20 protein-coding genes are annotated in these 19765 nt (G+C 55.6%); 8 read left to right on the top strand and 12 right to left on the bottom strand.

Annotated elements, in window-relative coordinates; genetic code table 11:
• Positions 1-25: 25 nt before the first annotated feature.
• Positions 26-1024, bottom strand: coding sequence for a DNA-binding protein (locus tag LE197_RS09440; protein WP_003117288.1), 999 nt, complete (start codon positions 1022-1024; stop codon positions 26-28).
• 183 nt (positions 1025-1207) lie between these two features.
• Between LE197_RS09440 and LE197_RS09435 the strand changes: the two genes are divergently transcribed.
• The 7 genes from LE197_RS09435 (at position 1208) to LE197_RS09405 (ending at position 8229) form a co-directional block, all read left to right on the top strand.
• Positions 1208-2179 (top strand): site-specific integrase, encoded by a 972-nt coding sequence (locus LE197_RS09435; protein WP_003111050.1) that lies wholly within the window; start codon positions 1208-1210, stop codon positions 2177-2179.
• A gap of 29 nt (positions 2180-2208) precedes the next feature.
• Positions 2209-2952 (top strand): DUF5131 family protein, encoded by a 744-nt coding sequence (locus LE197_RS09430; protein WP_003111049.1) that lies wholly within the window; start codon positions 2209-2211, stop codon positions 2950-2952.
• 21 nt (positions 2953-2973) lie between these two features.
• A complete protein-coding gene (locus LE197_RS09425; RefSeq protein ID WP_003111048.1) occupies positions 2974-4290 on the top strand; it encodes a three-Cys-motif partner protein TcmP in 1317 nt (438 codons plus the stop codon).
• 411 nt (positions 4291-4701) lie between these two features.
• The gene (locus LE197_RS09420) at positions 4702-6111 is read left to right on the top strand and encodes a saccharopine dehydrogenase NADP-binding domain-containing protein (RefSeq protein WP_003111047.1); all 1410 of its coding nucleotides are present in this window, start codon (positions 4702-4704) and stop codon (positions 6109-6111) included.
• Positions 6112-6126: 15 nt separating this feature from the next.
• On the top strand, positions 6127-6855 hold the full coding sequence (locus tag LE197_RS09415; RefSeq protein WP_003111046.1) for a hypothetical protein: 729 nt from the start codon (positions 6127-6129) through the stop codon (positions 6853-6855).
• Entirely contained in the window at positions 6852-7757 is a 906-nt protein-coding gene (locus LE197_RS09410) for an EamA family transporter (RefSeq protein ID WP_003111045.1), read from the top strand. Before LE197_RS09415 ends, LE197_RS09410 begins: the two co-directional genes overlap by 4 nt.
• Positions 7758-7764: 7 nt before the next feature.
• Entirely contained in the window at positions 7765-8229 is a 465-nt protein-coding gene (locus tag LE197_RS09405) for a GNAT family N-acetyltransferase (RefSeq protein WP_003111044.1), read from the top strand.
• A 179-nt stretch (positions 8230-8408) separates the two neighbouring features.
• On the opposite strand, the gene tnpC is transcribed toward LE197_RS09405, so the two are convergent.
• The 11 genes from tnpC to LE197_RS09350 form a co-directional block, all read right to left on the bottom strand.
• Positions 8409-8771 carry a Tn3 family transposase post-transcriptional regulator TnpC gene (gene tnpC, locus LE197_RS09400; RefSeq protein ID WP_003111043.1) on the bottom strand — a complete coding sequence of 121 codons (363 nt, stop codon included), beginning with the start codon at positions 8769-8771 and terminating at the stop codon, positions 8409-8411.
• Positions 8768-11782 carry a Tn3 family transposase gene (locus tag LE197_RS09395; RefSeq protein WP_003111042.1) on the bottom strand — a complete coding sequence of 1005 codons (3015 nt, stop codon included), beginning with the start codon at positions 11780-11782 and terminating at the stop codon, positions 8768-8770. The genes tnpC and LE197_RS09395 overlap by 4 nt, the downstream gene beginning before the upstream one ends.
• 244 nt (positions 11783-12026) lie before the next feature.
• Positions 12027-13298: an IS4-like element ISPa45 family transposase gene (locus tag LE197_RS09390; RefSeq protein WP_020924943.1), complete on the bottom strand. Its 1272-nt coding sequence runs from the start codon at positions 13296-13298 to the stop codon at positions 12027-12029.
• A gap of 369 nt (positions 13299-13667) precedes the next feature.
• Entirely contained in the window at positions 13668-14000 is a 333-nt protein-coding gene (locus LE197_RS09385; protein ID WP_226033985.1) for a hypothetical protein, read from the bottom strand.
• Complete coding sequence (locus tag LE197_RS09380) at positions 13997-14947, bottom strand: zonular occludens toxin domain-containing protein (protein ID WP_226033990.1); 951 nt, start codon at positions 14945-14947, stop codon at positions 13997-13999. The genes LE197_RS09385 and LE197_RS09380 overlap by 4 nt, the downstream gene beginning before the upstream one ends.
• Positions 14948-14964: 17 nt before the next feature.
• Positions 14965-15276 (bottom strand): DUF2523 domain-containing protein, encoded by a 312-nt coding sequence (locus LE197_RS09375; protein ID WP_019727177.1) that lies wholly within the window; start codon positions 15274-15276, stop codon positions 14965-14967.
• Positions 15276-15665 carry a hypothetical protein gene (locus tag LE197_RS09370; protein WP_226033989.1) on the bottom strand — a complete coding sequence of 130 codons (390 nt, stop codon included), beginning with the start codon at positions 15663-15665 and terminating at the stop codon, positions 15276-15278. Before LE197_RS09370 ends, LE197_RS09375 begins: the two co-directional genes overlap by 1 nt.
• Positions 15601-16710, bottom strand: coding sequence for a hypothetical protein (locus LE197_RS09365; RefSeq protein WP_226033988.1), 1110 nt, complete (start codon positions 16708-16710; stop codon positions 15601-15603). The genes LE197_RS09370 and LE197_RS09365 overlap by 65 nt, the downstream gene beginning before the upstream one ends.
• A 66-nt stretch (positions 16711-16776) precedes the next feature.
• Positions 16777-17007, bottom strand: coding sequence for a hypothetical protein (locus LE197_RS09360; RefSeq protein ID WP_019416411.1), 231 nt, complete (start codon positions 17005-17007; stop codon positions 16777-16779).
• A gap of 274 nt (positions 17008-17281) precedes the next feature.
• Positions 17282-17626 (bottom strand): DNA-binding protein, encoded by a 345-nt coding sequence (locus tag LE197_RS09355; protein WP_016852945.1) that lies wholly within the window; start codon positions 17624-17626, stop codon positions 17282-17284.
• Positions 17627-17974: 348 nt separating this feature from the next.
• Complete coding sequence (locus tag LE197_RS09350) at positions 17975-19207, bottom strand: phage/plasmid replication protein, II/X family (RefSeq protein ID WP_023101274.1); 1233 nt, start codon at positions 19205-19207, stop codon at positions 17975-17977.
• On the opposite strand from LE197_RS09350, the gene LE197_RS09345 reads away from it, so the two are divergent.
• Positions 19197-19697: a helix-turn-helix domain-containing protein gene (locus tag LE197_RS09345; RefSeq protein ID WP_226033987.1), complete on the top strand. Its 501-nt coding sequence runs from the start codon at positions 19197-19199 to the stop codon at positions 19695-19697. The two genes, LE197_RS09350 and LE197_RS09345, sit on opposite strands and share 11 nt — an antisense overlap.
• Positions 19698-19765: the final 68 nt, after the last annotated feature.

Below are 19765 nucleotides of genomic sequence, written 5' to 3'. Positions count from 1 at the left end.
CAGCGCATAGGCTCAGTGTGCCGGTTCATGTGCTACATGCGCCATCGCTGTTCGCAAGCGGTGCCCCGAGTAGCTTCAGCTGTGTAGTGGCTTCGACCAAGCGCTTCTGCAGGCCCTGCGTCTGCTGCGCCTGAAGCGCGGAGGCTTCGCTCAGCCGGGACACCTCCTCCTGCAATGTGCGACAACGCTGATCAAGGGCTTCATTCGTGCGTTCGGAGCCGGCCAGCGTGCTCTGCAGAGCCTCCAGGGCCTGAGTTTTCTGCGCCACTAGCTGTTGCTGTGCATGTCGCTCTTTTTGCAACTGCCGCGCCTCGGTGAGCAAGCGTGCATTGTCGCGGTTCAGTTGCGTCAGCTCGTCCTGCTTGATTATCAAGGTCTGCTGCAGTTGCCGCAGTTCTAGTTGCAGTTGTTGTACCTGCGACTCGTGTCGGCGTTGTTCCTGCTCACGCTGTTCCTTGCTGGCCTGTCGGTAGTGCTCCAGGGTGTCGCGCGCATGTCGGTGTTTTTCCTCCAGCGAGTGGATCTGTGCGTCGCGATCCTTGTGCCGCTCCTCGAGGTCACGATTAGCCTGCTGTAGGCGGGCGTTCTCGATCTCGGCCTGTTGCCGTTGCTCGCGTGCCTGCTGCAACTCGTGATGAGTGGTCTGAAGCCGTTCCGCGTCGAGCGCGGTCTGGCCTTCCAGTTGTTGGATGCGGCTTTCGGCCTGTCGAAACCGATGCTGGTAATCGAGCCGTTCGCGGGTCAGTTGTTCGCGCTCCAGGGCCACCGCGGCCTGCGCCTCCTCCTCTAGCTGATCTGCCAGTTGGCTGACCAGATTGGCCAGCTGTTCGCTGAGCGGGATCGAAGCCGCATCCCGGCCGCGCTCGGCGTCTTCGAGCTCTTTCAGGTAGCGGTGAATGGTGGTCTTTGAACCGGTGTTGCCCAGCTCGATGCGCACCGCATCAATACTGGGGTGGGCGCCGCGGGCGAGGAGGGCATGCCTGGCTTTCTGCACGACAGCTTTGTTGATTCCACCACGGGCCATGACGGAGCCTCCTAACGATTTCGTTCTGTGGTACATACCATGTAGATACATAGCACTTTATCAAGAATTTCCCTTATTTTCTACCAATAATCTAGAATTGGGTAATCATGAATTATTCAATATGATTGGCAAAAACGGCTGCTTCGCGGTCGTTTCCCAGTACACAAAGGGCACGCACGGGCGATGAAGGACGTCGAGCGCTACCTGCAAGCCGGCACGCGGGAAAACACCCGGCGTAGCTACCAGTCGGCCGTCGAACATTTCGAGGTGACCTGGGGCGGCTTCTTGCCGGCCACGAGTGACTCCATCGTGCGTTACCTGGTGGACTACGCCGACACGCTGAGCCTCAACACGCTAAAGCAGCGCCTCGCCGCCCTCGCGCAGTGGCATATCAGGCACGGCTTCCCCGATCCCACCAAGACCCCGACCGTACACCAGGTACTGAAGGGAATTCGCACCCTGCACCCGAGCCAGACAAAGCAGGCCGCGCCGCTGCAATTACAGCATCTGGAGCATGCGGTTGAGTGGTTGGAGCAGGAGGCTATGTGTCTGTTTCAAGCCGAAGACCTGGCGGGATATTTGCGCTGTCGGCGGGATACGGCATTGCTACTAATCGGCTTCTGGCGAGGCTTTCGTAGCGATGAACTGTGCCGCTTGCAGGTGGAGCACATTCAAGCCGAAGCCGGTGCTGGCATGACGCTGTTTTTGCCTTGGAGCAAGGGTGACCGGGACAACCTTGGCACCACTCACTACGTACCTGCGCTGAGGCGGCTGTGCCCAGTACAGGCCTATCTCGACTGGATCGGTGCAGCAGGGATTGCTCGAGGGATGGTTTTTCGTCGGCTGGACCGTTGGGGCAACTTGAACGAGGCTGGCTTGAATCCTGGCAGTCTGATCGTCCTACTGCGGCAGATACTCCAGCGTGCGGGGATCCAGGCTGACCTTTATACCAGCCACTCATTGCGTCGAGGCTTCGCCACCTGGGCCACGGCCAATGGCTGGGACATTAAGGCGTTAATGACCTACGTGGGGTGGAAGGACATCAAATCGGCGATGCGCTACATCGACCCTGCCATCTCCTTTGGCGGCCTCGCTGCGAGGCCTGCTCTCGAACTAAATGCCAGCACTTTGACTCAAGTGCCAGCTTCTCACTAACATCGACGCACGACAGGAGTGACGGTGCAATGAGTACGCAGACCAGCATCGAATGGACGGAAATGACCTGGAACCCGGTGGTGGGTTGCACCAAGGTGTCGCCGGGCTGCAAACACTGCTATGCCGAGAACATGGCGCGTCGCTTGCAGGCCATGGGCACGCCCGGCTACGAGAACGGCTTTCGCCTCAGCCTGCGCCCAGAGAAACTGCAGGAGCCTCTGCAGCGCAAGAAGCCGACCATCTACTTTGTCAATTCCATGTCTGACCTGTTCCATGAGCAGGTGCCGGACACCTACATCGACCAGGTGTTCGCGGTTATCCACCAGGCCTCACAGCACACCTTCCAGATCCTCACTAAGCGGGCCGAGCGCCTGGCCGACTATTTCAGCCAGCGCACACCGCCGGCCAACGCTTGGCTGGGGGTCTCGGTCGAGGACCGGGAGTACGGCGTGCCCAGAATCGACTGCCTGCGTGGCATCAACGCCGCGATCCGTTTCCTCTCCGCGGAACCCTTACTAGAAGACTTGGGTGAACTGAACCTGACTGACATCCATTGGGTCATCGTCGGCGGCGAGTCCGGCGCCAAGGCCCGGCCAATGAAGCAGGAGTGGGTGGATAACATCCACCGCCAGTGCGATGCCTTTGGCGCTGCTTTCTTTTTCAAACAATGGGGCGGCTGGGGCTCCGATGGCGTGAAGCGTTCAAAGAAAGCTAATGGCCGGCTGCTGAAGGGCCAGACCTGGGATGAAATTCCGCTGCTGACCCTCGCCTGATACCAAAACAAGGACGACCCGATGGCCAAGGATGACGAGAAGTACCGCTGGGACTGGGCAACCCAAACCTTTCCCACCATCGATCCACACAGCAAGATCAAGCACCAGATCATCGACGACTACATCCAGGCCTACATCGATGTCCTGATGCGGAATCAGCAAATGCCACTGCTTGGCCTATCAATTGTCGATGGCTTCAGCGGTGGAGGTATATATAACGACAGCGCAGGCGGTCACCACTTCGGCTCCCCGGTGATCGCCCTGGAAGCAATCCAGGAGTCGGAAGTGCGCAACAACGTGGGGCGCATCAAGCATCGACCGATCTGCTCGCAGCATCACTTTGTGGATGTGAAGCCGAAGAATACTGCTTGCTTGCACGCCGTCCTGGCCAGCCGCGGACATCAGGCCCGCATTGGACAGGACATTCACCTGCATACCGCCGAGTTCACCAAAGCTCTTCCGGCCATTGCGCAAAGCCTCAAGGCCTTTGGAAAAAGCGAGCGCGTTCTGTTTCTGCTCGATCAGTACGGCTACGGCGACGTGCCATTCGGCCAGATCAAATGGATCTTCCAGCACCTCAGCAATGCTGAGGTCCTGCTGACCTTCAATGTCGACTTTCTAATCACGTACTTAGCGGACCGCCACGCCAACCGCAAGGCTATTGCCAGTATCGGTCTAGAACAGTATGTCCCCTGGGAACAGCTACGGCACTTAAAAGCACATAGCTCCCAGGATTGGCAGTACCTGATCCAGCGCTATCTGTCGGACGGGATCAAGCAGGAAAGCGGCGCGCAGTTCATGACGGTGTTCTTCATTCGCCCACACGGCACCAACCCCATGGCCTACTGGTTCATCCACCTGGCGAACAGCTACCGCGCCAACGACGTGATGAAAGCCATACACTGGAAGTACGGCAACAATTTCTCCCACCTGTTATCACCGTCCTGCTTCTTTGGTTACGACGCTAACCGGGATGTGGGGGTGACCGGCCAGCCGGACCTACTCTGCGAAGGAGAACACCAGTTCGACCAAGTGACTGATACCCGGATTCGTGGGGAACTGTCCGAGCTGCTACCCAAACAGGTATTCGAAGTCGAGCGTCGTCCCTTCATCCAGCTCATGACGGAGCTCACCAACTTCACCATGGCAGACGAAAGTCGCGTGAAGCTGGCCCTGGATGTCGCGGTGGCCAACGGCGATATCCAGGCAGTGGACAAGGAAGGCAAGAGCAGGCGGCGCAAAGGCACGAGCATCAAGTCCACCGATATCCTGATCGCGCCGCCGCAGAAGACGTTTTTCTTCTTTCCCCAACAGAAGAAGACGTCCAGGGACACATGACCATCAACACCGCTGCCGCCAACAGTGTTAGATCTGATCCTGGCCTTGTCGACCGAAACGCTGGTCAAGCGCTCCACTGCGGTTAAGGCCTGGCCCCTTCTCTGGGCCTGGCTGCCAGTCTTGATTGCAAGCTCCAACGAGTGCGGCGATAAGAAGGGAGTTTCAAGCGGGCAAGCCCAAAAACTGCATAGTGCGTGATGTGCAAGTGAAAATCATTGTCACTTGCCACGGAGCTGACTAAAACCTGCCCAGTTGGCACCTCCCTCCCCGAAGTTAACTATCGATTAAGTATTTGATTTAAAAAGAAAATATAGGCGATCCAGAAAAATAATTTGACATGCCAGCCAAGTTCAAAGTAGACATGCAGGCATAGGGAAACAGATTTTCATAATAGACAGTAAGGATGCTTGAATGGATTTTTCAATTAATCCCCCCCAGCGAATTGTCTTTGTGGGACTAGGAACGATTGCCCAGTCCTTCCTTCCTCTCCTTTCTAAGGTTCACGACTTATCTACTTTAGAAATCTACGCGATCGATCCAAAAACACCACCGCTTATTGAGTACTTTGCTAACAGTTTTGGCTTAAAATTTATCAACTCTGCAATTGATCAAATCAACTATCGCGACATTCTTGTGCCGATTCTTGGTGAAGGGACGGTTCTAATAAATCTATCAACCGATGTCTCAAGTCTTGCCCTGATAGAATTATGCCGCTCCGCAGGGGCTCTTTATTTAGACACATGCATTGAGCCGTGGAAGGGCGGATATGATGACCCAACCATACCACTGCATAAGCGAACTAACTATCACTTAAGAGAACAAATGCTGTCTCTGAAAAAGAGGCTAGGCTCAGGGGTGACGGCTCTCGTGGCGCATGGCGCGAATCCTGGGTTGGTATCCCACTTCGTTAAACGTGCTCTTTTAGATTTAGCGGAAGAGATATTGGGTGATTGTAAAAAGCCCTCTAATAAAGAGCAGTGGGCTATCCTAAGCCAAAGATTGGGTGTCAAAGTAATCCATGTCGCAGAGTACGACTCGCAAATTTCTCAGAAATCTAGGGAGAGGGGTGAGTTCGTAAATACTTGGTCAGTGCATGGGTTCATAAGTGAGTCGCAACAACCGGCAGAGTTGGGCTGGGGAAGTCACGAGCGAAGTCTACCCACGGATGCGTCAATGCATACAGATGGATGCGGAGCAGCAATCTATATTGAGAAGCCAGGGGCCTCTGTTAGAGTTAAGACATGGACGCCATTTAACGGCCCTAGCTTAGGTTATTTGGTAACTCATCACGAGGCAATTTCAATTGCTGACTTTTTGACGCTCAGAACTGCCGATGAGACATATAGACCAACTGTCCATTATGCCTATCGCCCAAGCGATGAAGCAATTCTCTCTGTACATGAATGGTTCGGCAATGATTGCATGACTCCAGAAAAGACAAAAGTACTTCGTCCTGGTGATATCTTGTCGGGTTCTGATTACCTCGGTGTTCTTCTTATGGGGCACGAAAAATCTAGTTATTGGTATGGATCTATCTTAAGCATCGAAAAGGCCAAGGAACTTGCCACTCTCAACACTGCAACAACGTTACAGGTAGCAGCCGGAGTTCTTTCCGGTTACTTATGGATCCTGAGCCATCCGTCGGCAGGAATAATTGAAGCCGAAGACATGGATCATGAAGTGGCACTATCTTATATTTCACAGTATCTAGGCGAACTAAAAGGGGTTTATTCGGACTGGAATCCTACCAAAAACAACCCAGGCACCTTTTCGGCCATAGATAGCGACTCTCCCTGGCTGTTCTCAAATTTTGTCCTCTGAACAAGGAGCGTTCAAGTGTCAAATGTTAAGTCGGGTATTGGTCTTAAAAGCTACGAATGGTCATCCCTGGAGTTGCTGAAGGGTTTGTCAATTGAACAGATAAAGTCGAATCCCTCAAAGCTCGAGGAGCGTCGGCCTTTCTTTTGGCATGACATGAGCTCTGAATTTGATTCAATAAACTTCTTGCGCTACTTGTTTGGCCGTCGCGACATTCAATTTAGCAATGAATTTATCGAGTTCGTATGCCTGTGGCATCTCGATGAGCAAAATCATTATCGCGGACTGAGAAAGATTAATAGCGTACTTTACTCCATGCCGGAAGACATGATTGATCGCGAGATTAGATCGAACTCTCCGGACTTTTCTCATATCGAAGACTTCATGAAGGATGAATTCACAATTCTTCTCTCTATCGCATTTGATGAAGTGACCAGCACAAGAGCCTACAAGCAAGATGTAAGCTTCTTTGACTCGTTTGAAAACGAGTCTCTTTCAACCTGGATTAGATATGCTGCCCGTGATGAGGCAGCCCATTACGGTAATGCAATGAAAATTCTTCGCCTTAATCACTCTCATCGCTTTGATGAGGTTGAGGCGATTCTAGACAAGATTGTGGAATTCGAAACTTCAGAGAGCTTCGACTATCAGCGAACCTTTATATTTGACCATGACACCGACGACTTTTCTCATGTTTTATTGAAGGATAGTCGCGATACCATATTAGAGGTACTTCGAGGAAAATGACCTGGTTAGTTATGGCACTTATGGCTCCACTGCTGTGGAGCCTTTCAAATATCCTGGACAAGCTGGCAGTGATCCATCATGCGAATCACTGGACTACATTTATATTTCTCCTGAGCATTGGAAATCTTCTTTATTCTGCGCTGATTTTTCTTCTCTTTACACCATCTGACTTTGACACAACCTCAGCGCTTCTGAACCTGCTGTCAGGATTATGCATTTTTGGAATGTATTTCCTATACGCAATGCCGCTGAAGTCGGTCGATATCTCTACTGCGATTGCGCTTCATCAGTTAACTCCTTTGCTGGTGCTTGTCGTATCGATCCTCTTGCTTGGTTATTCGCCAACAGGGATTGAGCTGCTCGGCATTGCCTTGGTTTTTGTCGGGGTTTACTTTGCTGTGGCAATCGGCAAAGGGAGACCAGGCTCGATAAGTTTATCAGCAGTATTGCTTCTAATAGGTTCAGCAGTTTTTGGGGCGGTGGCTACGCTACTATACGATCACCTGCTCCTGAGTCACAGCCTGCCCTCGGTTCTTATGTTTAACTATGCAGGCTACGGTCTTGGCGGGACTCTGATGCTGCTGGTTCCGAAATGGCGCCATTCCATCGCAAAGGATGTCTCCGAAATGCCACCAAAGGGCTGGGCGGTGTATGCGCTGAGCAATCTCTTCGACGCCGGTGGATACGCGCTTTTTATTGGCGCATTATCTGCTGGTGGAAACGTTGCGGTGGTCTCGGTTTTGGTCAGTCTTCACCCGGTATATGTGCTAGCCTTAAGTCATTGGCTAGCAATAGTTAACCCAAAGATACTCAGCGAAAACTTTAGCTCGTCGGACGCATATAAGCGCATGAGCGCCATAGTCGTAATCGTTGCCGGCGTAATAATGATGACCAAGATCTGAAGATGCCATGAGCAAAAATTCAAATATCAAGTTGATCTCAGCCTCAATAGATGATGAGCTCTTACTCGTGGAGCTAATGAAAAAATACCACCTATACGATGGTATTGAGATGACTGACGAAGACAGGCTGGCTGCACTTCGCCCTCTCTTGTCATCTTCAGAAAAGGGCAACGTTTGGATTATTTGTCTTGGCAGCAAGCAGATTGGATATATTGCTACTTGCAATTGCTACAGTATCGAGTTCAGGGGGATTGAGGTCTGGATTGATGAATTTTATATCGATGAACAGTGCCGAGGACAGGGATTTGGCAGTGAGATTCTAGAAAAGGTCAAGTCCTTCTTGAAGTCTCAAGGTGCCGCAATAGTTCATCTAGAAGTGGACGAAAATAATCCTAAAGCAGTAAGCTTTTATAAGAAGTCAGGTTTCGAATTTCGCGAGCGATTCGTTATGATGAGTCATAGTCTCAAGTAAAGATATACATTTTGAGTGGTACCTATGATTACGCAGCCCCTTGTCAAATTGGCTGCTGAACTGGTCGACGTTCGGGCAATGCCGGCGTTTCTTTGTCGTGATCGCTCAGCGGCTACCGAATCGCTAGGTCACTGATCAAGCCGGGCTGATTCCGGCTCGGCTTGATACGGTTTAACGAGCTACTGCTGATGCTCAGGCTCAAGACTGGTCAAGGGAGTTAGGAAGCCCTGAGCGGAGCGAATCCACGTCGCCAGCGCTTCTAGGCCCAACTGCACAGATTCTGCTTCAGCCCAGATACACGCGTTCTCGGTGGGTGCAGCCGGGGCAGTCCCCTCGACGATAGTCAGTGCCATTGCGTGCAATTTCAGCAGTTCGTCACGCAAGGCGGTGATACCACCCATTTCCGAGAGGCATGCATCCAGACCTTCAACTAGCCGTAGAAGTTGGGATGTATCGAATCCGGCTCGCATTCTGTCCAGTGCTGCGATGTCCACCTCACCGTAGGGTGTGACTCGAAAAGACGCTGACGCAATCTCGATCATATTGCCTCCTCGGCCGCGGCCTTACTGGTCGAGTTGACTCGCAACGAGCCGGCAGCCTGTTGGAATACCGAATCCTTGATCCAGGGCTCCGGCGGTCGGTTGAGCTTAAGGTTGAACTCGCCGAAACGCTTGACGTTACTGGTCAGGTAGGGGCTAAGAAAGGACACGTCCTCATCGGTAAACTGCCACCCTTCGCGGGCTAGTTTCTGCAAGATGCGCATCATGTCCACGGTGTTCTGCAGAATCACCGACGAAGCCACCATGTCGTTGTAACGCAGACGTTTCTGCTGCTCGTCCGGATCGTTTTCGGCAATTACATCGCCGCCGAAAGAGAGCCACTTGGAGAAGCCGTTGTAGGACTCGATCTTGTTGGTGTTCGCAGTGACCTCCTGGCGCAGCTCTCGGCTGCCAATCCAATTGAGCAGGAAAATCGTGCGGATAACACTGCCCAGCGTCTGTGCTGCGAGGTAGAGCTTGTTGCGCCGGCTGTAAGAGCCAAGTTTACGTAGCAGCATGGGCGAGGAAATCTTGCCGGCCTGGATCGACAGCGCAATCTGCATCAGATCCTGCCAGTGAGTTTCGATCAGGTGCCAGTCGGCAGTGTCGGTGAACAGTCGGTTTATGTGCTTGTACGATACGCCTCGATCCGGTCGGCACATCACTAGGTCGCGCCAGTTGCGGATACGCGGCATCAGATTGATACCCAGGAGATGAGTGAAGGCGAATACTGTGGCCGACTGGCCCTGGGTGTCGGAGTAGACCGTATCGGGCTCGACGCTAAGGCTGACTTTGAGCAGTCCCTCTATCACATAGATCGCCTCCCAGATGCCTGGCGGGATGAAGTGCTGGAACACTGCAATGTAGTTGTTGGCCACGTGTCGGTACGCCACGGCCCCCATCTTGCGATAGCGGAAGTGGTAGCCGGCCAGTAGGTTGTCGTCATAGAAGTCGAACTGGGTACCGTCTGCGGCCACTGCTTTGCCATCGCCCCAAAGCTTGGGCAGGTCAAGTTGCAGATAGAGCTCCACCAACTCGCGATTAGCCTTGTCCAGTTTCTCCAGCGAGAGGTGGCGGCGATTGGTATAGGACAGCATATGCGGTGTGACATTACCGGCCAGATGCCGCGCGGCCTGGCTGGGACCGAGATTGCAGCCCATGGCGAAGATCGTCATCAGGTAGCGCTCGGCCGGCTCTTTGAGCTTTGGCTCGTTGCCGGACATCGGTCCGAAATGCCGCGTGAACTGAATCCAGTGCTCAATGTTGGCCATAATGTCCAGCACGTGCCTGGCTGGCATACGCTGCATAAGCGCCGTCTGTAGCGAGATGGCTGAAGGCGGGATGTCCCGCGCCATCACCCGCCGCAGTACCGGCTCGCCTGCATCGTTGATCGACACATCCCCTCGACAGGAAGGGAACTTGTCATCTAACTGTTGCGCGGTTTCCTCCAACTGGCTCTTGAGCGAGGCGACAAACTCCTTCGCTGTGGTAGGAAGGCCCACCTTCTCGCAGTATGCCGGTAGCCGCTGGAGACACTCTTCCCAAGGCAGCAACTGTTTACGGTAGTCGGCGAAGGATTCCGATCCCTGCACGCACAGATCACCCGAGCGCAGTTCACTGGCCAGGTAGGAGAACACGCAGACCTCCAGATAACGTCGGTTGGTAGGCGGCCCTTCACTGGTAGGGCGACGCACGATCTTCACCCAGCGATCTGATGCAAACGACAAGTCGACATGCTCATCGATCCATTCACGGTGCAGATTCTCACTGTCCTGAATGAGCTGAAGCGCCTGGATAAGTGAGCGATCCTGGGTGGTGGGCTCCAACTGGAGAAGGTGGCTGAGGCGAAACAGCAGTGAACGATGGGACTTGAAGTGCCTCCAGATCAGCGGCAAGTAGTTATTACCTCCTGTGGCCTGAACTTCAGCACAAACCTCTCGCAACCGATCCATGTTGCCATCGGGGGAGAGGTATTCTCGAATCAGGCTACCAGCCTCCTGGTCATCCGGCTCTTGAACCAGAATCTGCACCACGCCGTCCAGGGTGGCCGCCAGTTGTTCCAACTTCTGACGTTGACGTGCCTGGATTTGCTCCAGCTCCTCCTTGGCGCGTTTGTGGATCGTGGAGATTCTTCGGATGAACATCTCGGCCAGGTGATCTCGGGTTCGCACCCGCATACGGTAGATCAAAGCAAGCATCAGCGTGTAACGCTTCGGCAGCGAGCAGTCCTTCAGTTCAGATACATCCGACGCCGCAGCTTGGGCAGCAAAGTGGCGAATTTTCGTATCGACGATCCCATCAAAAATGGCATCCAGTTTCCCGAAACTCTCTAGCCAGGCTAGGTGGTCGATCAGTACCTCCAGATGCTTGCGCGAGGGTTTCTTGGGTGCCTGTTTGAGTGTGTTGAAGTCACTCTGCCGACGCCCGAAGTCCGTGTCGAGAAGATCCCTTAGCTTATAGATCACCTTGATTGGAGCTCTGGCTACCACAAGGTTGAAGATTTTCTCTTGTGCTTCTGCACGAGCGGCTTCTGCTAGGTCATTCAAGGTCGAATAGGCGGGCAGCTCGTAGTTTTGGCGCAGCAACTCGTCAATGATCGCATTAATAATGTCAGCGCGCTGTTCGAGGAGGGGAGCCATCAACTGTGCATGCGTGGATGCTATGTCTTGACCATCCGAGCCGTAGAACGGTCGAACCCCAAGTTTTTCCCGAACGGCACTCATATGGCGGTAAAGCTGCATCCACTTGTAGGGTGATAGCGCAACCTTGCTGCGTAGACCTATTTGTGTGCGGATGAAATCGACAACTGGCTCCGGCACTTCAGCGATTTCTGGAAAGTATCGGAGTACCTGAAAAGTCTTGAACAGAACAGCGAGATTCAGTCGGAATGCTGCATTAGAGCGACTTTTGACCCACGTGACTTCTTCCTCGGAGAAGCTGAATTCACGCTGAAGCTCGGCCCTCGAATAGGAGCGCGACAATACAGGGTAGGCGGTACGTTCGAGGGATGCCATGTGTCAATGTCATCAACTTAAGCCCCCAGCCCTGGCCGGGGCAAGAAATCCCGGGGCTTGGACGCGCGGTTGCAGCAGTGCCTTCACTGGTTTTGCTCCCCAGTTCAGCGCATGTGCGACCCAGACGCCAGCTTAATGGATGCCGGTTCGCCTCGGCGGGCGGGATTTCTCGTTTTCCGGGCGAGCGCGTGCCGGCCGCTGTCTGGCCAGCTTTTTTGCGGTGCAGTTCGGGTGCTGCTTGTTCTTAGCGCGTCGGTTTGTAGCCCTCGCAGCCGCGACTGGCCAGGCGCATACGCTGGCGCGGGAAGCTGCGGCCCGGGCGCACAGCGCTGAGGCTGTTGGCCATCAACTCCATCACGTTGGCCAGCCCCTGCACACCGGGGCGTACCAGCAGGTCGACCAGGGTGTTCTTGAGGCGTGACACCCCTTGGGTGAAGTTGACCTTCCAGCGCAGCTTGCGGCCTTTGTGGCGCTGCTCGATGACCGGTTGCAGCAGATGTTGCATCAGCAGCGCTAGGTTTTTCAGCAGTTGCCCGGCATGAAAGTCCTGCTTCACGGCCGTCACGCTACGGCCGCTAAAGTTGTCGAGGCAGAGGGTCTGCTTGAGGCGGCGGTAGTCCGTTTCGATGCCCCAGCGGCGGTGGTAAAGATCCGCGAACACCTCGGCCGGGAAGGCCTGTCGATCCAGCAGGGAGGTCAGCAGCACTTCGCTTTCACCGCTGGCTAGCTCGACCCGGATCAGGCGCAATTCGACCCGGCCCGCGGGATCGACGCCGGCCTCGGTACAGAACAGGCGCGCCTCGGGATGACTGGCAGAGAAGAACTGCGTGTCTTCTGTCTGCCCCGAGCGGAGAAACTGTTTGACCTGCGCGTTGTAGCCACACGGCAGGCGCATCAGGAAATGTCGCCGGTGCTGCTCGAACAGCGCAAACAGCCAGTGTCCGGGGTAGCCGCGATCAAACAACGTCAGGCTGTCAGCGGGCAGATGCTCGAGGTGCAGATGGGCGCAATCGCGCTCGCCGACTGCGGATGGCACGATCAGGCTGTGTAGCGTCTGGCCGTCGGCGACGTCGTAGAGCATGGACAGACGGGCAACGGGAAACTCGCTATGGCAGCCGAAAAAGCGCGTCATGACCGACTCCAGCGGTAAATGGACGGTCGAGCCGTCCACGGCGAGTACCCGTAACCCGCGCCACGTCTGGCGCAGCCCGAGGCTGTCGAGCTGTTGCTGAAGGGTTTGGTTGAGGCTCTCGAAGACCTCGGGCTTGAGCTTGCCGCGCGCCTTGCTGAAGGCCTGCGCGGTGACCACCTGGGTCTCGGCCGAGGCCTGGTTGAGCACGCGATAGAACTGATCGAGCTCGGTTTGCAGGGCGGTGCGTGGCTGATTGAGCAAAAACAGGACGAGGTTCTTGAAGGTCAGTTGGCGTCGGCGGGTAAAGTCGTGAGGGCGCTGGCGGTGGGTATCGATGAAGTCGGGACAATCGAGCTGACTGGTTATTTTTTGTACAATTTTCAAGCCAGGGTTTGCTGGGCGGTGTCAAACGGTGTGGAATGAGGGGCCAAAAGGGTTTCTCCTATGCGCTGAATTTAGCGCTAATTATATGATATTTATAGGAAAAATTCCTTAAGTTGATGACATTGTGCCATGTGTCACTCCTTTCCTTGAACCAGACGGAAAAGATAGACCATGAGTTGCAAGCCAGCGCTTGCCGGATAGAAAGCCTTTCAGAGCAATGGCTTACATTCCAAATGAATGAATTTTCCCCTTATCTCGGCATGACCCCTACAAGGCTCATGAACATTTCTGACATAGCATCTAGTTTAACATAATATACATTATGCGAAGCCATGGATAAGAACCCCTGAGCCGAGAGGCTCACATCGCTCATAGCGTCCTGGGCGTCCTGCTGCTATCCGGCACGATGGTTACTCGTGTCGAGAACGCATCCCCCGGCGTCGGCGATGTCGCTGCGCGCCCTCGCTCAATCGCCGTCGCCGGGTCAACTGACGGACTGGTGATCAAGCCTCGCGTGCTGTTGCCACTGGCATAAGTCGGTGGCATCCGCGTGTCGTCGAAATAGCCGTTGTTCACCACGTCCATGCAGAACTCGAACGTCGTGTGCATCCGCGTGACCTGTTGCGTGTAGCACTGGCAGACCATCACCCGGCCATTGTACGTGCCCATCGGAATTCGCCGCTCAGGAGCCTTGCCGATCAAGTTCGGGTCCGAGCTGGCCGCACAAACCGGCCGAGGAAATCCCTGGGCTTGTTCAGATCGTCATAGCGCGGCGCCGAGGCCACCAGATCGGGCACCCTGGGCGACATATCACCGATGAACTCATCGGCCGATTTCGGCCCACTGGAGGCCCTAGGGGCTGCCTGAACAGCATTTCCAGCCCCAGGCAGAACACCCGCTGACGCCTCAGCCGCATGACTCCTCGCAAGAGCCGCCTCTTTCTCCTCATCACCCTGTTGCATGGCGGTCACGACCAGCCCAACAAGCACACCGATCGGAATCAACATCAGCGCGATGATCAGCGGGATTTTCTTCATGTAGCTGGGCGTGATCGGCTTGTGCGTGTGCACCGTCGACGACTTGTAGACGCCGAAATACGCCTTATCCAGCGTGACCCGCTCTTCCTGGGCCTGCTTGAAGTTGCTGCGCCGCTCCGGGTTGTCGATGCAGAACTCGTACTCATGCCGGAAGATGCCTTTCTCCCGACCATAGGGCCGAATGAAGTTGATGTGCTTGCCGACAAGCTTGCGCACTGGCGTGCACAGCAAGCTGGGATGCTGAGTGATCAAGTGAATGTCCAGGCCCTGGTGCCGGTGCGTCTCGAAGCGCGTGACTTTCTCCGGGCGCGCCCTGGAGCCATCGTTACCGAACACCCGTTGCGCTTCGTCGATCACGATCACCGAGCCATCAGGCAGGTTGTACCACTCTTCGGGCGTATCGAACTCGACCCACTTCGACTTGAGCCGATCCAGCTTCATATCCGGGATGCCGTAGTAGTAGATCGTCCTGGGCGGCAGGTCCGGATTGTCCGGGTCCTTGTGCAGCCGCTTGGTCGGGTCGTCCGGGTCCGGCTGGTGTTCAATGTCGATTTCCCGAATCGCGTTCAAAGTCTTGCCAGCACCTGGCAGACCGGTGCGCAGATAGAGCATGTTGGTCCCCTCCTCGCTTACTTCGGCCCGGTCCAGCGCATGCCGGACTTGCCGCCAGACTTGTCCATACCCCACAGCACAGCTCGGGCGATGTACGCGGAGAACAGGATGTTGATGCACACGTCAACTTGCAGAAGCCCCAGGACTTGAAGCCACTGCGCAGGCACGCCACCCAGGTTGCTGAATACGTAGTCCTTGGCCTGATCCATCACCGCCTTGACGCCGACGAAGGCAACAGCGGTGAATCCCAAGCCGCGCAGCAGCTTCCAACCCAGCGGGATCAGCGACCAGCCGATGGCCCGCAGTAGTACCCCGATCAGTAACGGCATCAGTTCAACCCTCGCGCAATGATTTCAGCCGCGGCGCGCATGGCGAACGCGACAAGCAGATACCCGAACCACTGGAGATACGTGCACAGATCGGACGACACGCTACTGAGCGACACCGTCTGAGTACTGCCGAACCAGGGGAACGAGACGTCAGGAATAACCGGGCAGGCCTTGGAGAAGCGCCCGCTAGTGTCGAGCAGCTTCGACAGGTCATGGGTGTTCTCGCCGGTGGCCTTGATGGGTTCGTACTCAGGCCCGGAGAACTCACCGGCCAGCGTGTTCTTCAGGTCCTGAATCTTCTTGTCATCGACCGTACGGAACTCTTCATCCGCGCAGCGTGCGAGCTTTCCTGGCGAACAATGGCGCACTGGATTGCGTCGCCGTTGCACTGAATCGCCACCTTGCAGTCACCGTCGCCGGAGATCGAGGAGCCACTGCCGCATTTGTTCGGGTCCTTGGCCGGATCGCACTGCCCGTCTCCCCCGCCATCACCACCACCACCCGTGCCGCCGCCATCGCCATCACCGCCGCCAGTTCCACCGTTTCCGTCTCCCCGCCGGTGCCGCCATCGCCGCCGCCCGTTCCGCCATCACCGCCACCGCCTGTACCGCCACCAGTCCCGCCACCATCGCCACCACCAGTTCCACCACCATCACCACCAGGGTCTTTCGGGTCGGTCGGGTCTGTGGGATCGGTCGGCGTCTTCACGCACGTGGTGCCTGACCAGCTGTAGCCCTTCGGACAGCCCGGGTCATTCGGGTCCGAAGGCGGGTCGGTCACTGGCGGCTGATTCGGTTCGCTGAGCGAAGGACCGGTGCCGCCCAGGTTGCCGGAATCTGCCGAGCAGTTCTGGCCGTTGCTCTTGAGCGTGTAGTTGCAGAACCCCTCAGTTGTGGAGCCTGGAGTGCGATAACAAGATGTTGGCCGAGAACTATCAGCCTCATAAGCGCACCCATTCAAACAGCCAGACGGCGGCGGAGAACTAGGAACTGTGTTCTTTCCATTAATTACGATAATTGGATAGTTAGAACTCCTGAACAAGTTCGGCACTCCAGATTCGCACTCGGGAGGCGGAGGCTTGCACAAGCCATCTTTTAAATCGAGAGACTGCCCTTCGGGACACCTATCGCCTTTCAAAACAACAGTCGTATTAAAAAGAACCCAATCACCAGAACGAACCACACAATAGAAAACCTTGCCCGCCTCACTTGGATTTGAAGAAGGCTCCATAACAAAAACCCGCCCTGGATCGCGAGATATACCAGTGAAATAAAGATCGCAACCCGCCGAGGGCGACGAAACTTTCTTATCAAAATGACCCATGTACCAATAATAATATTCAGCCCTAGCGCCCTGAGCAAAGAATAACGATGGCAATAAGCACGCCATAAAAAGCGATATCTTCAGGGCTGATATACATTTCTTAATCCTCATTTATCCTTTCTCCGGGCAATAAAAAGCCGGGGCGGAGTGACCGCCACCGGCTTGACTGAGGGTCGATTAGGTCCCTGCGCGCTGGGCTTTCTTGGCGGCACCGATCAGGGCCACCAGGCCGAACATGGCACCGGTCACAGCCGCCGCCGCAGTCAGGCCGCCCGCGATATAGGCCAGGGCCTTGGTAGTGTCGATATCGCCCTCAGCGGCCATCGAAAGGCCGGACGTCATCAGCAACGAGCCACCGATAACGGCTTCACGCTTGCCCAGGGAGAACAGTTGTTTCAGTTGTTTCATGGAACTTACTCCATTAGTGTGGAATTGATGTGCGCATCTTCTTAAACACCCAGACCGCGACAAACAACGTCAACAGACCGCCGGTGATTTGAGCTTTCTGCGCAATTGTCATTGCAGGAGTTAGAAACTCCCGCATTTCCTGGACCGTAAACGTCTTCATTTGGCCCTGGCAGATAGTTGAACCATCTTCCCTAGCCAACCAAACACCGTCACAGCCCAAAAAATTCATGCTTATCCCCTACCCGTCCTTTTTCGCCGAAAAAGGCCGGGACCCTTAAGCGGCTTTCTCCTGAACGGTTTGAAGTTTCAACGGCATGCCGTCGCCCGACAGCCAATAATCGAATCCGGCGTTACCGGACTTACTCGCCCAGGCCTGGATAAATACCGGGACGGACACCGTCTTGCCCTTCTCCATCTTCCAGACATTATTGAGCCCGCCATCCATATGCCGTTTCGAAATACGGACCTGGACAACCTTGGTTTCCGGCATGCCGAACTTATTGGTTTGCTCAACCTGGACGAGCACCGAGTGTTCAACAATCTGCGAAGGACCGTTGGCGGTATTGACGTTGCGAGTATCGGAGTAATAGCCCTGGCACAGGCCGATGAGAGCGAGCATATGATTTACCTCAGGGGTTCAACTTGTGGGCTTGTGCCCGGTTCACGAAATGCCCATGCGGGCGGCGTCACGCTCCGGCCGCGCCGGAACGTCTTGAAGTCTCGGTTGATGCGCTGCCGGCGAACGGCCTCGGCGGCCTGTTCCTGGACGACTCGGCGCATGACCAGGTCCAGGACCTGGCGCACCAGGTGCTCGTCCTCGACGAGGTGGGAAAGGTCTTGCTCCAGGTCCCAGCGGAGCGACTGGTGGGCCCACCTTATCCATCGCTGCGCGCCCACACGCCCACGGCGTGGATGACGGTAGCCGCAAAGGCCAACAGAGCCAGAGTTTCCAAGGTGGCTACCAGCATCACGCGGCCTCCACGGTCGGCTCGACGTACCAGTCGGGGCGCTGGGCGCTGAAATCGACCTGGACGAACCGCAGCAGCGGTACGACGTTGTTCGCCCGGTCCGCTTCGTGGAGCTTCTGCAGGGCGGCTTTCGACAGGCCGGCCTCGCAGATTTCCTTGATATGCCGGTAGAACGTCGGGCGAGACATGGAGTCCATCGTTTCCTGCCACCCGTAGTCCTTGAGGCTGCGGTACGTCCGAAACAGGTTTCGAGCGTGGCTATCGTTGGGCTTGCCCTTACGGTCGTACTTCAGGTGTCGCTCAGTCAGTGCGGCCAGCACTTTTTCATCATCAATCACACGCATCTGGATACCCTCAAAGGCCGCGAAAAGGTCCGCTGTAACCGCTTGCCAGCACTCCTGAATCAGGCAGCGCCCCTCTTCTTGGAGCCGCTGCTGGTAGGCGATCAGATCAACAAGCCGAGACGGGATGCCCCGGCGTTCCAGCCACCGGTGCATTACCGTGGCCTCCATGCGGAGCAGGTAGCGCACCCACTCCTGCAACCGTGGGTCAGACATGACCCGAGCAGACCGAGCAGCCGACAGATCGGCCCGCCCTGCCCGCTTCAATTCGTCCAACTGGGCCTGAAACTCGGTGTGCTTGAGATACGCCTTCAGGCGCTTTAGGCGGGATTCTTTCGCGCCCCAGTACGCGGACGTCTGGTAGTTGTCGCCGCGACTCTTGGTGTGGCCGTTGCTGACGTTGGTCAGCGCCTGGATGACCTGGAGCGCCGTGCGTTCGTCCGGCAGCCGGCTGGAATACGTGCAGTCCAGGGTGTAGACCTGCGTCGCTGACACATCGAGCTTCGCGAAGAGGTCCGGGTAGCTTCCGGCTAGCCACTTGAACATCACCTCGGCCCCCTTCTGGATGCAGGTTGGGCCAAACACGTTGTGCCCCTGGAGCAACTTCGCCGGGCTGGCCTTCAGCTCTACACCGGGCATCAGGCGCTTACCCAAGGACTGGTGAAACACCTTGAACGCCAAAGGCGTGAAGCCCGTACTCAGTGACTCCCAGGTGTGCCGCAAGTAATCCGCCTGTAGCTCTCCGCCCTCCCCTCGGCTGATCTGCCCTTGGAGCGGCACGCCCAGGCTTTCCAGATCCACGACGTGCACCGGATCCGCACGCCCTTCCACCCCGAGCAGTTCGATGTGCTCGAGGCGGAACGGAACGAAGAGGTGCAACTTGTCGAGCATTGAAGAAATCCCTGTCAATATCGGCATGCCGATACTTATTGGACGGGATCATAAGACTTGCCGCTACCGACAATCAACAACTTTTGTACCGTTATTCCGGTACTGTATGGAACAACAGTGCATAGGATCGAGTCATGAGCACCACCAACCAGGAACGAGCCATGACCATTGCCCTCAACCTGAAGCGTTTCAGGAAGCGAAGAAGCTCACCCAGCGGGAAGTGTGGGAAGCCGCAGGTATCAGCAAGTCCAGCTACACCTCATACGAAGCCGGCCGCTCAGACCCTACAGGCGAGATCATCGTGCGCCTTGCAAAAGCGCTTGGGGTGAGCACGGACGAGTTGCTGCTTACCGAGCAAGAAAGGACGGTATCCGAAGACCTGGCGCCTATCCTGCGCCGCTTTGACGCCTTACCGCCGGATATCAGGAACCAGGCACGCATTGCCTTGAAAGGCGTTCTCTTCGGTTACGAGCAGGAAGCACTTCGATAACTCGAAAAGTCTCACCATGAGACAAAAGTCCACCATTAGAGATGGTGGACCCGGCTGCGCCGGGATCG

It is taken from the genome of Pseudomonas sp. PS1(2021), assembly GCF_020405165.1.
In the GTDB taxonomy this organism is placed as follows: Bacteria; Pseudomonadota; Gammaproteobacteria; order Pseudomonadales; family Pseudomonadaceae; genus Pseudomonas; species Pseudomonas aeruginosa.
Note: the sequence above shows the minus strand (reverse complement) of the source record. Positions and strands in the feature narration are given on the sequence as shown.

What these genes read in the sequence shown, in the direction of transcription:
- LE197_RS09430 (WP_003111049.1), top strand. Translation starts at nt 2,209, where the DNA reads ATGAGTACGCAGACCAGCATCGAATGGACGGAAATGACCTGGAACCCG.
- LE197_RS09395 (WP_003111042.1), bottom strand. Translation starts at nt 11,782, where the DNA reads ATGGCATCCCTCGAACGTACCGCCTACCCTGTATTGTCGCGCTCCTAT.
- LE197_RS09425 (WP_003111048.1), top strand. Translation starts at nt 2,974, where the DNA reads ATGGCCAAGGATGACGAGAAGTACCGCTGGGACTGGGCAACCCAAACC.
- tnpC (WP_003111043.1), bottom strand. Translation starts at nt 8,771, where the DNA reads ATGATCGAGATTGCGTCAGCGTCTTTTCGAGTCACACCCTACGGTGAG.
- LE197_RS09355 (WP_016852945.1), bottom strand. Translation starts at nt 17,626, where the DNA reads ATGCTCGCTCTCATCGGCCTGTGCCAGGGCTATTACTCCGATACTCGC.
- LE197_RS09410 (WP_003111045.1), top strand. Translation starts at nt 6,852, where the DNA reads ATGACCTGGTTAGTTATGGCACTTATGGCTCCACTGCTGTGGAGCCTT.
- LE197_RS09440 (WP_003117288.1), bottom strand. Translation starts at nt 1,024, where the DNA reads ATGGCCCGTGGTGGAATCAACAAAGCTGTCGTGCAGAAAGCCAGGCAT.
- LE197_RS09360 (WP_019416411.1), bottom strand. Translation starts at nt 17,007, where the DNA reads ATGAAACAACTGAAACAACTGTTCTCCCTGGGCAAGCGTGAAGCCGTT.
- LE197_RS09405 (WP_003111044.1), top strand. Translation starts at nt 7,765, where the DNA reads ATGAGCAAAAATTCAAATATCAAGTTGATCTCAGCCTCAATAGATGAT.
- LE197_RS09380 (WP_226033990.1), bottom strand. Translation starts at nt 14,947, where the DNA reads ATGCTCTATCTGCGCACCGGTCTGCCAGGTGCTGGCAAGACTTTGAAC.
- LE197_RS09365 (WP_226033988.1), bottom strand. Translation starts at nt 16,710, where the DNA reads ATGAGGATTAAGAAATGTATATCAGCCCTGAAGATATCGCTTTTTATG.
- LE197_RS09435 (WP_003111050.1), top strand. Translation starts at nt 1,208, where the DNA reads ATGAAGGACGTCGAGCGCTACCTGCAAGCCGGCACGCGGGAAAACACC.
- LE197_RS09420 (WP_003111047.1), top strand. Translation starts at nt 4,702, where the DNA reads ATGGATTTTTCAATTAATCCCCCCCAGCGAATTGTCTTTGTGGGACTA.
- LE197_RS09375 (WP_019727177.1), bottom strand. Translation starts at nt 15,276, where the DNA reads ATGCCGTTACTGATCGGGGTACTACTGCGGGCCATCGGCTGGTCGCTG.
- LE197_RS09350 (WP_023101274.1), bottom strand. Translation starts at nt 19,207, where the DNA reads ATGCTCGACAAGTTGCACCTCTTCGTTCCGTTCCGCCTCGAGCACATC.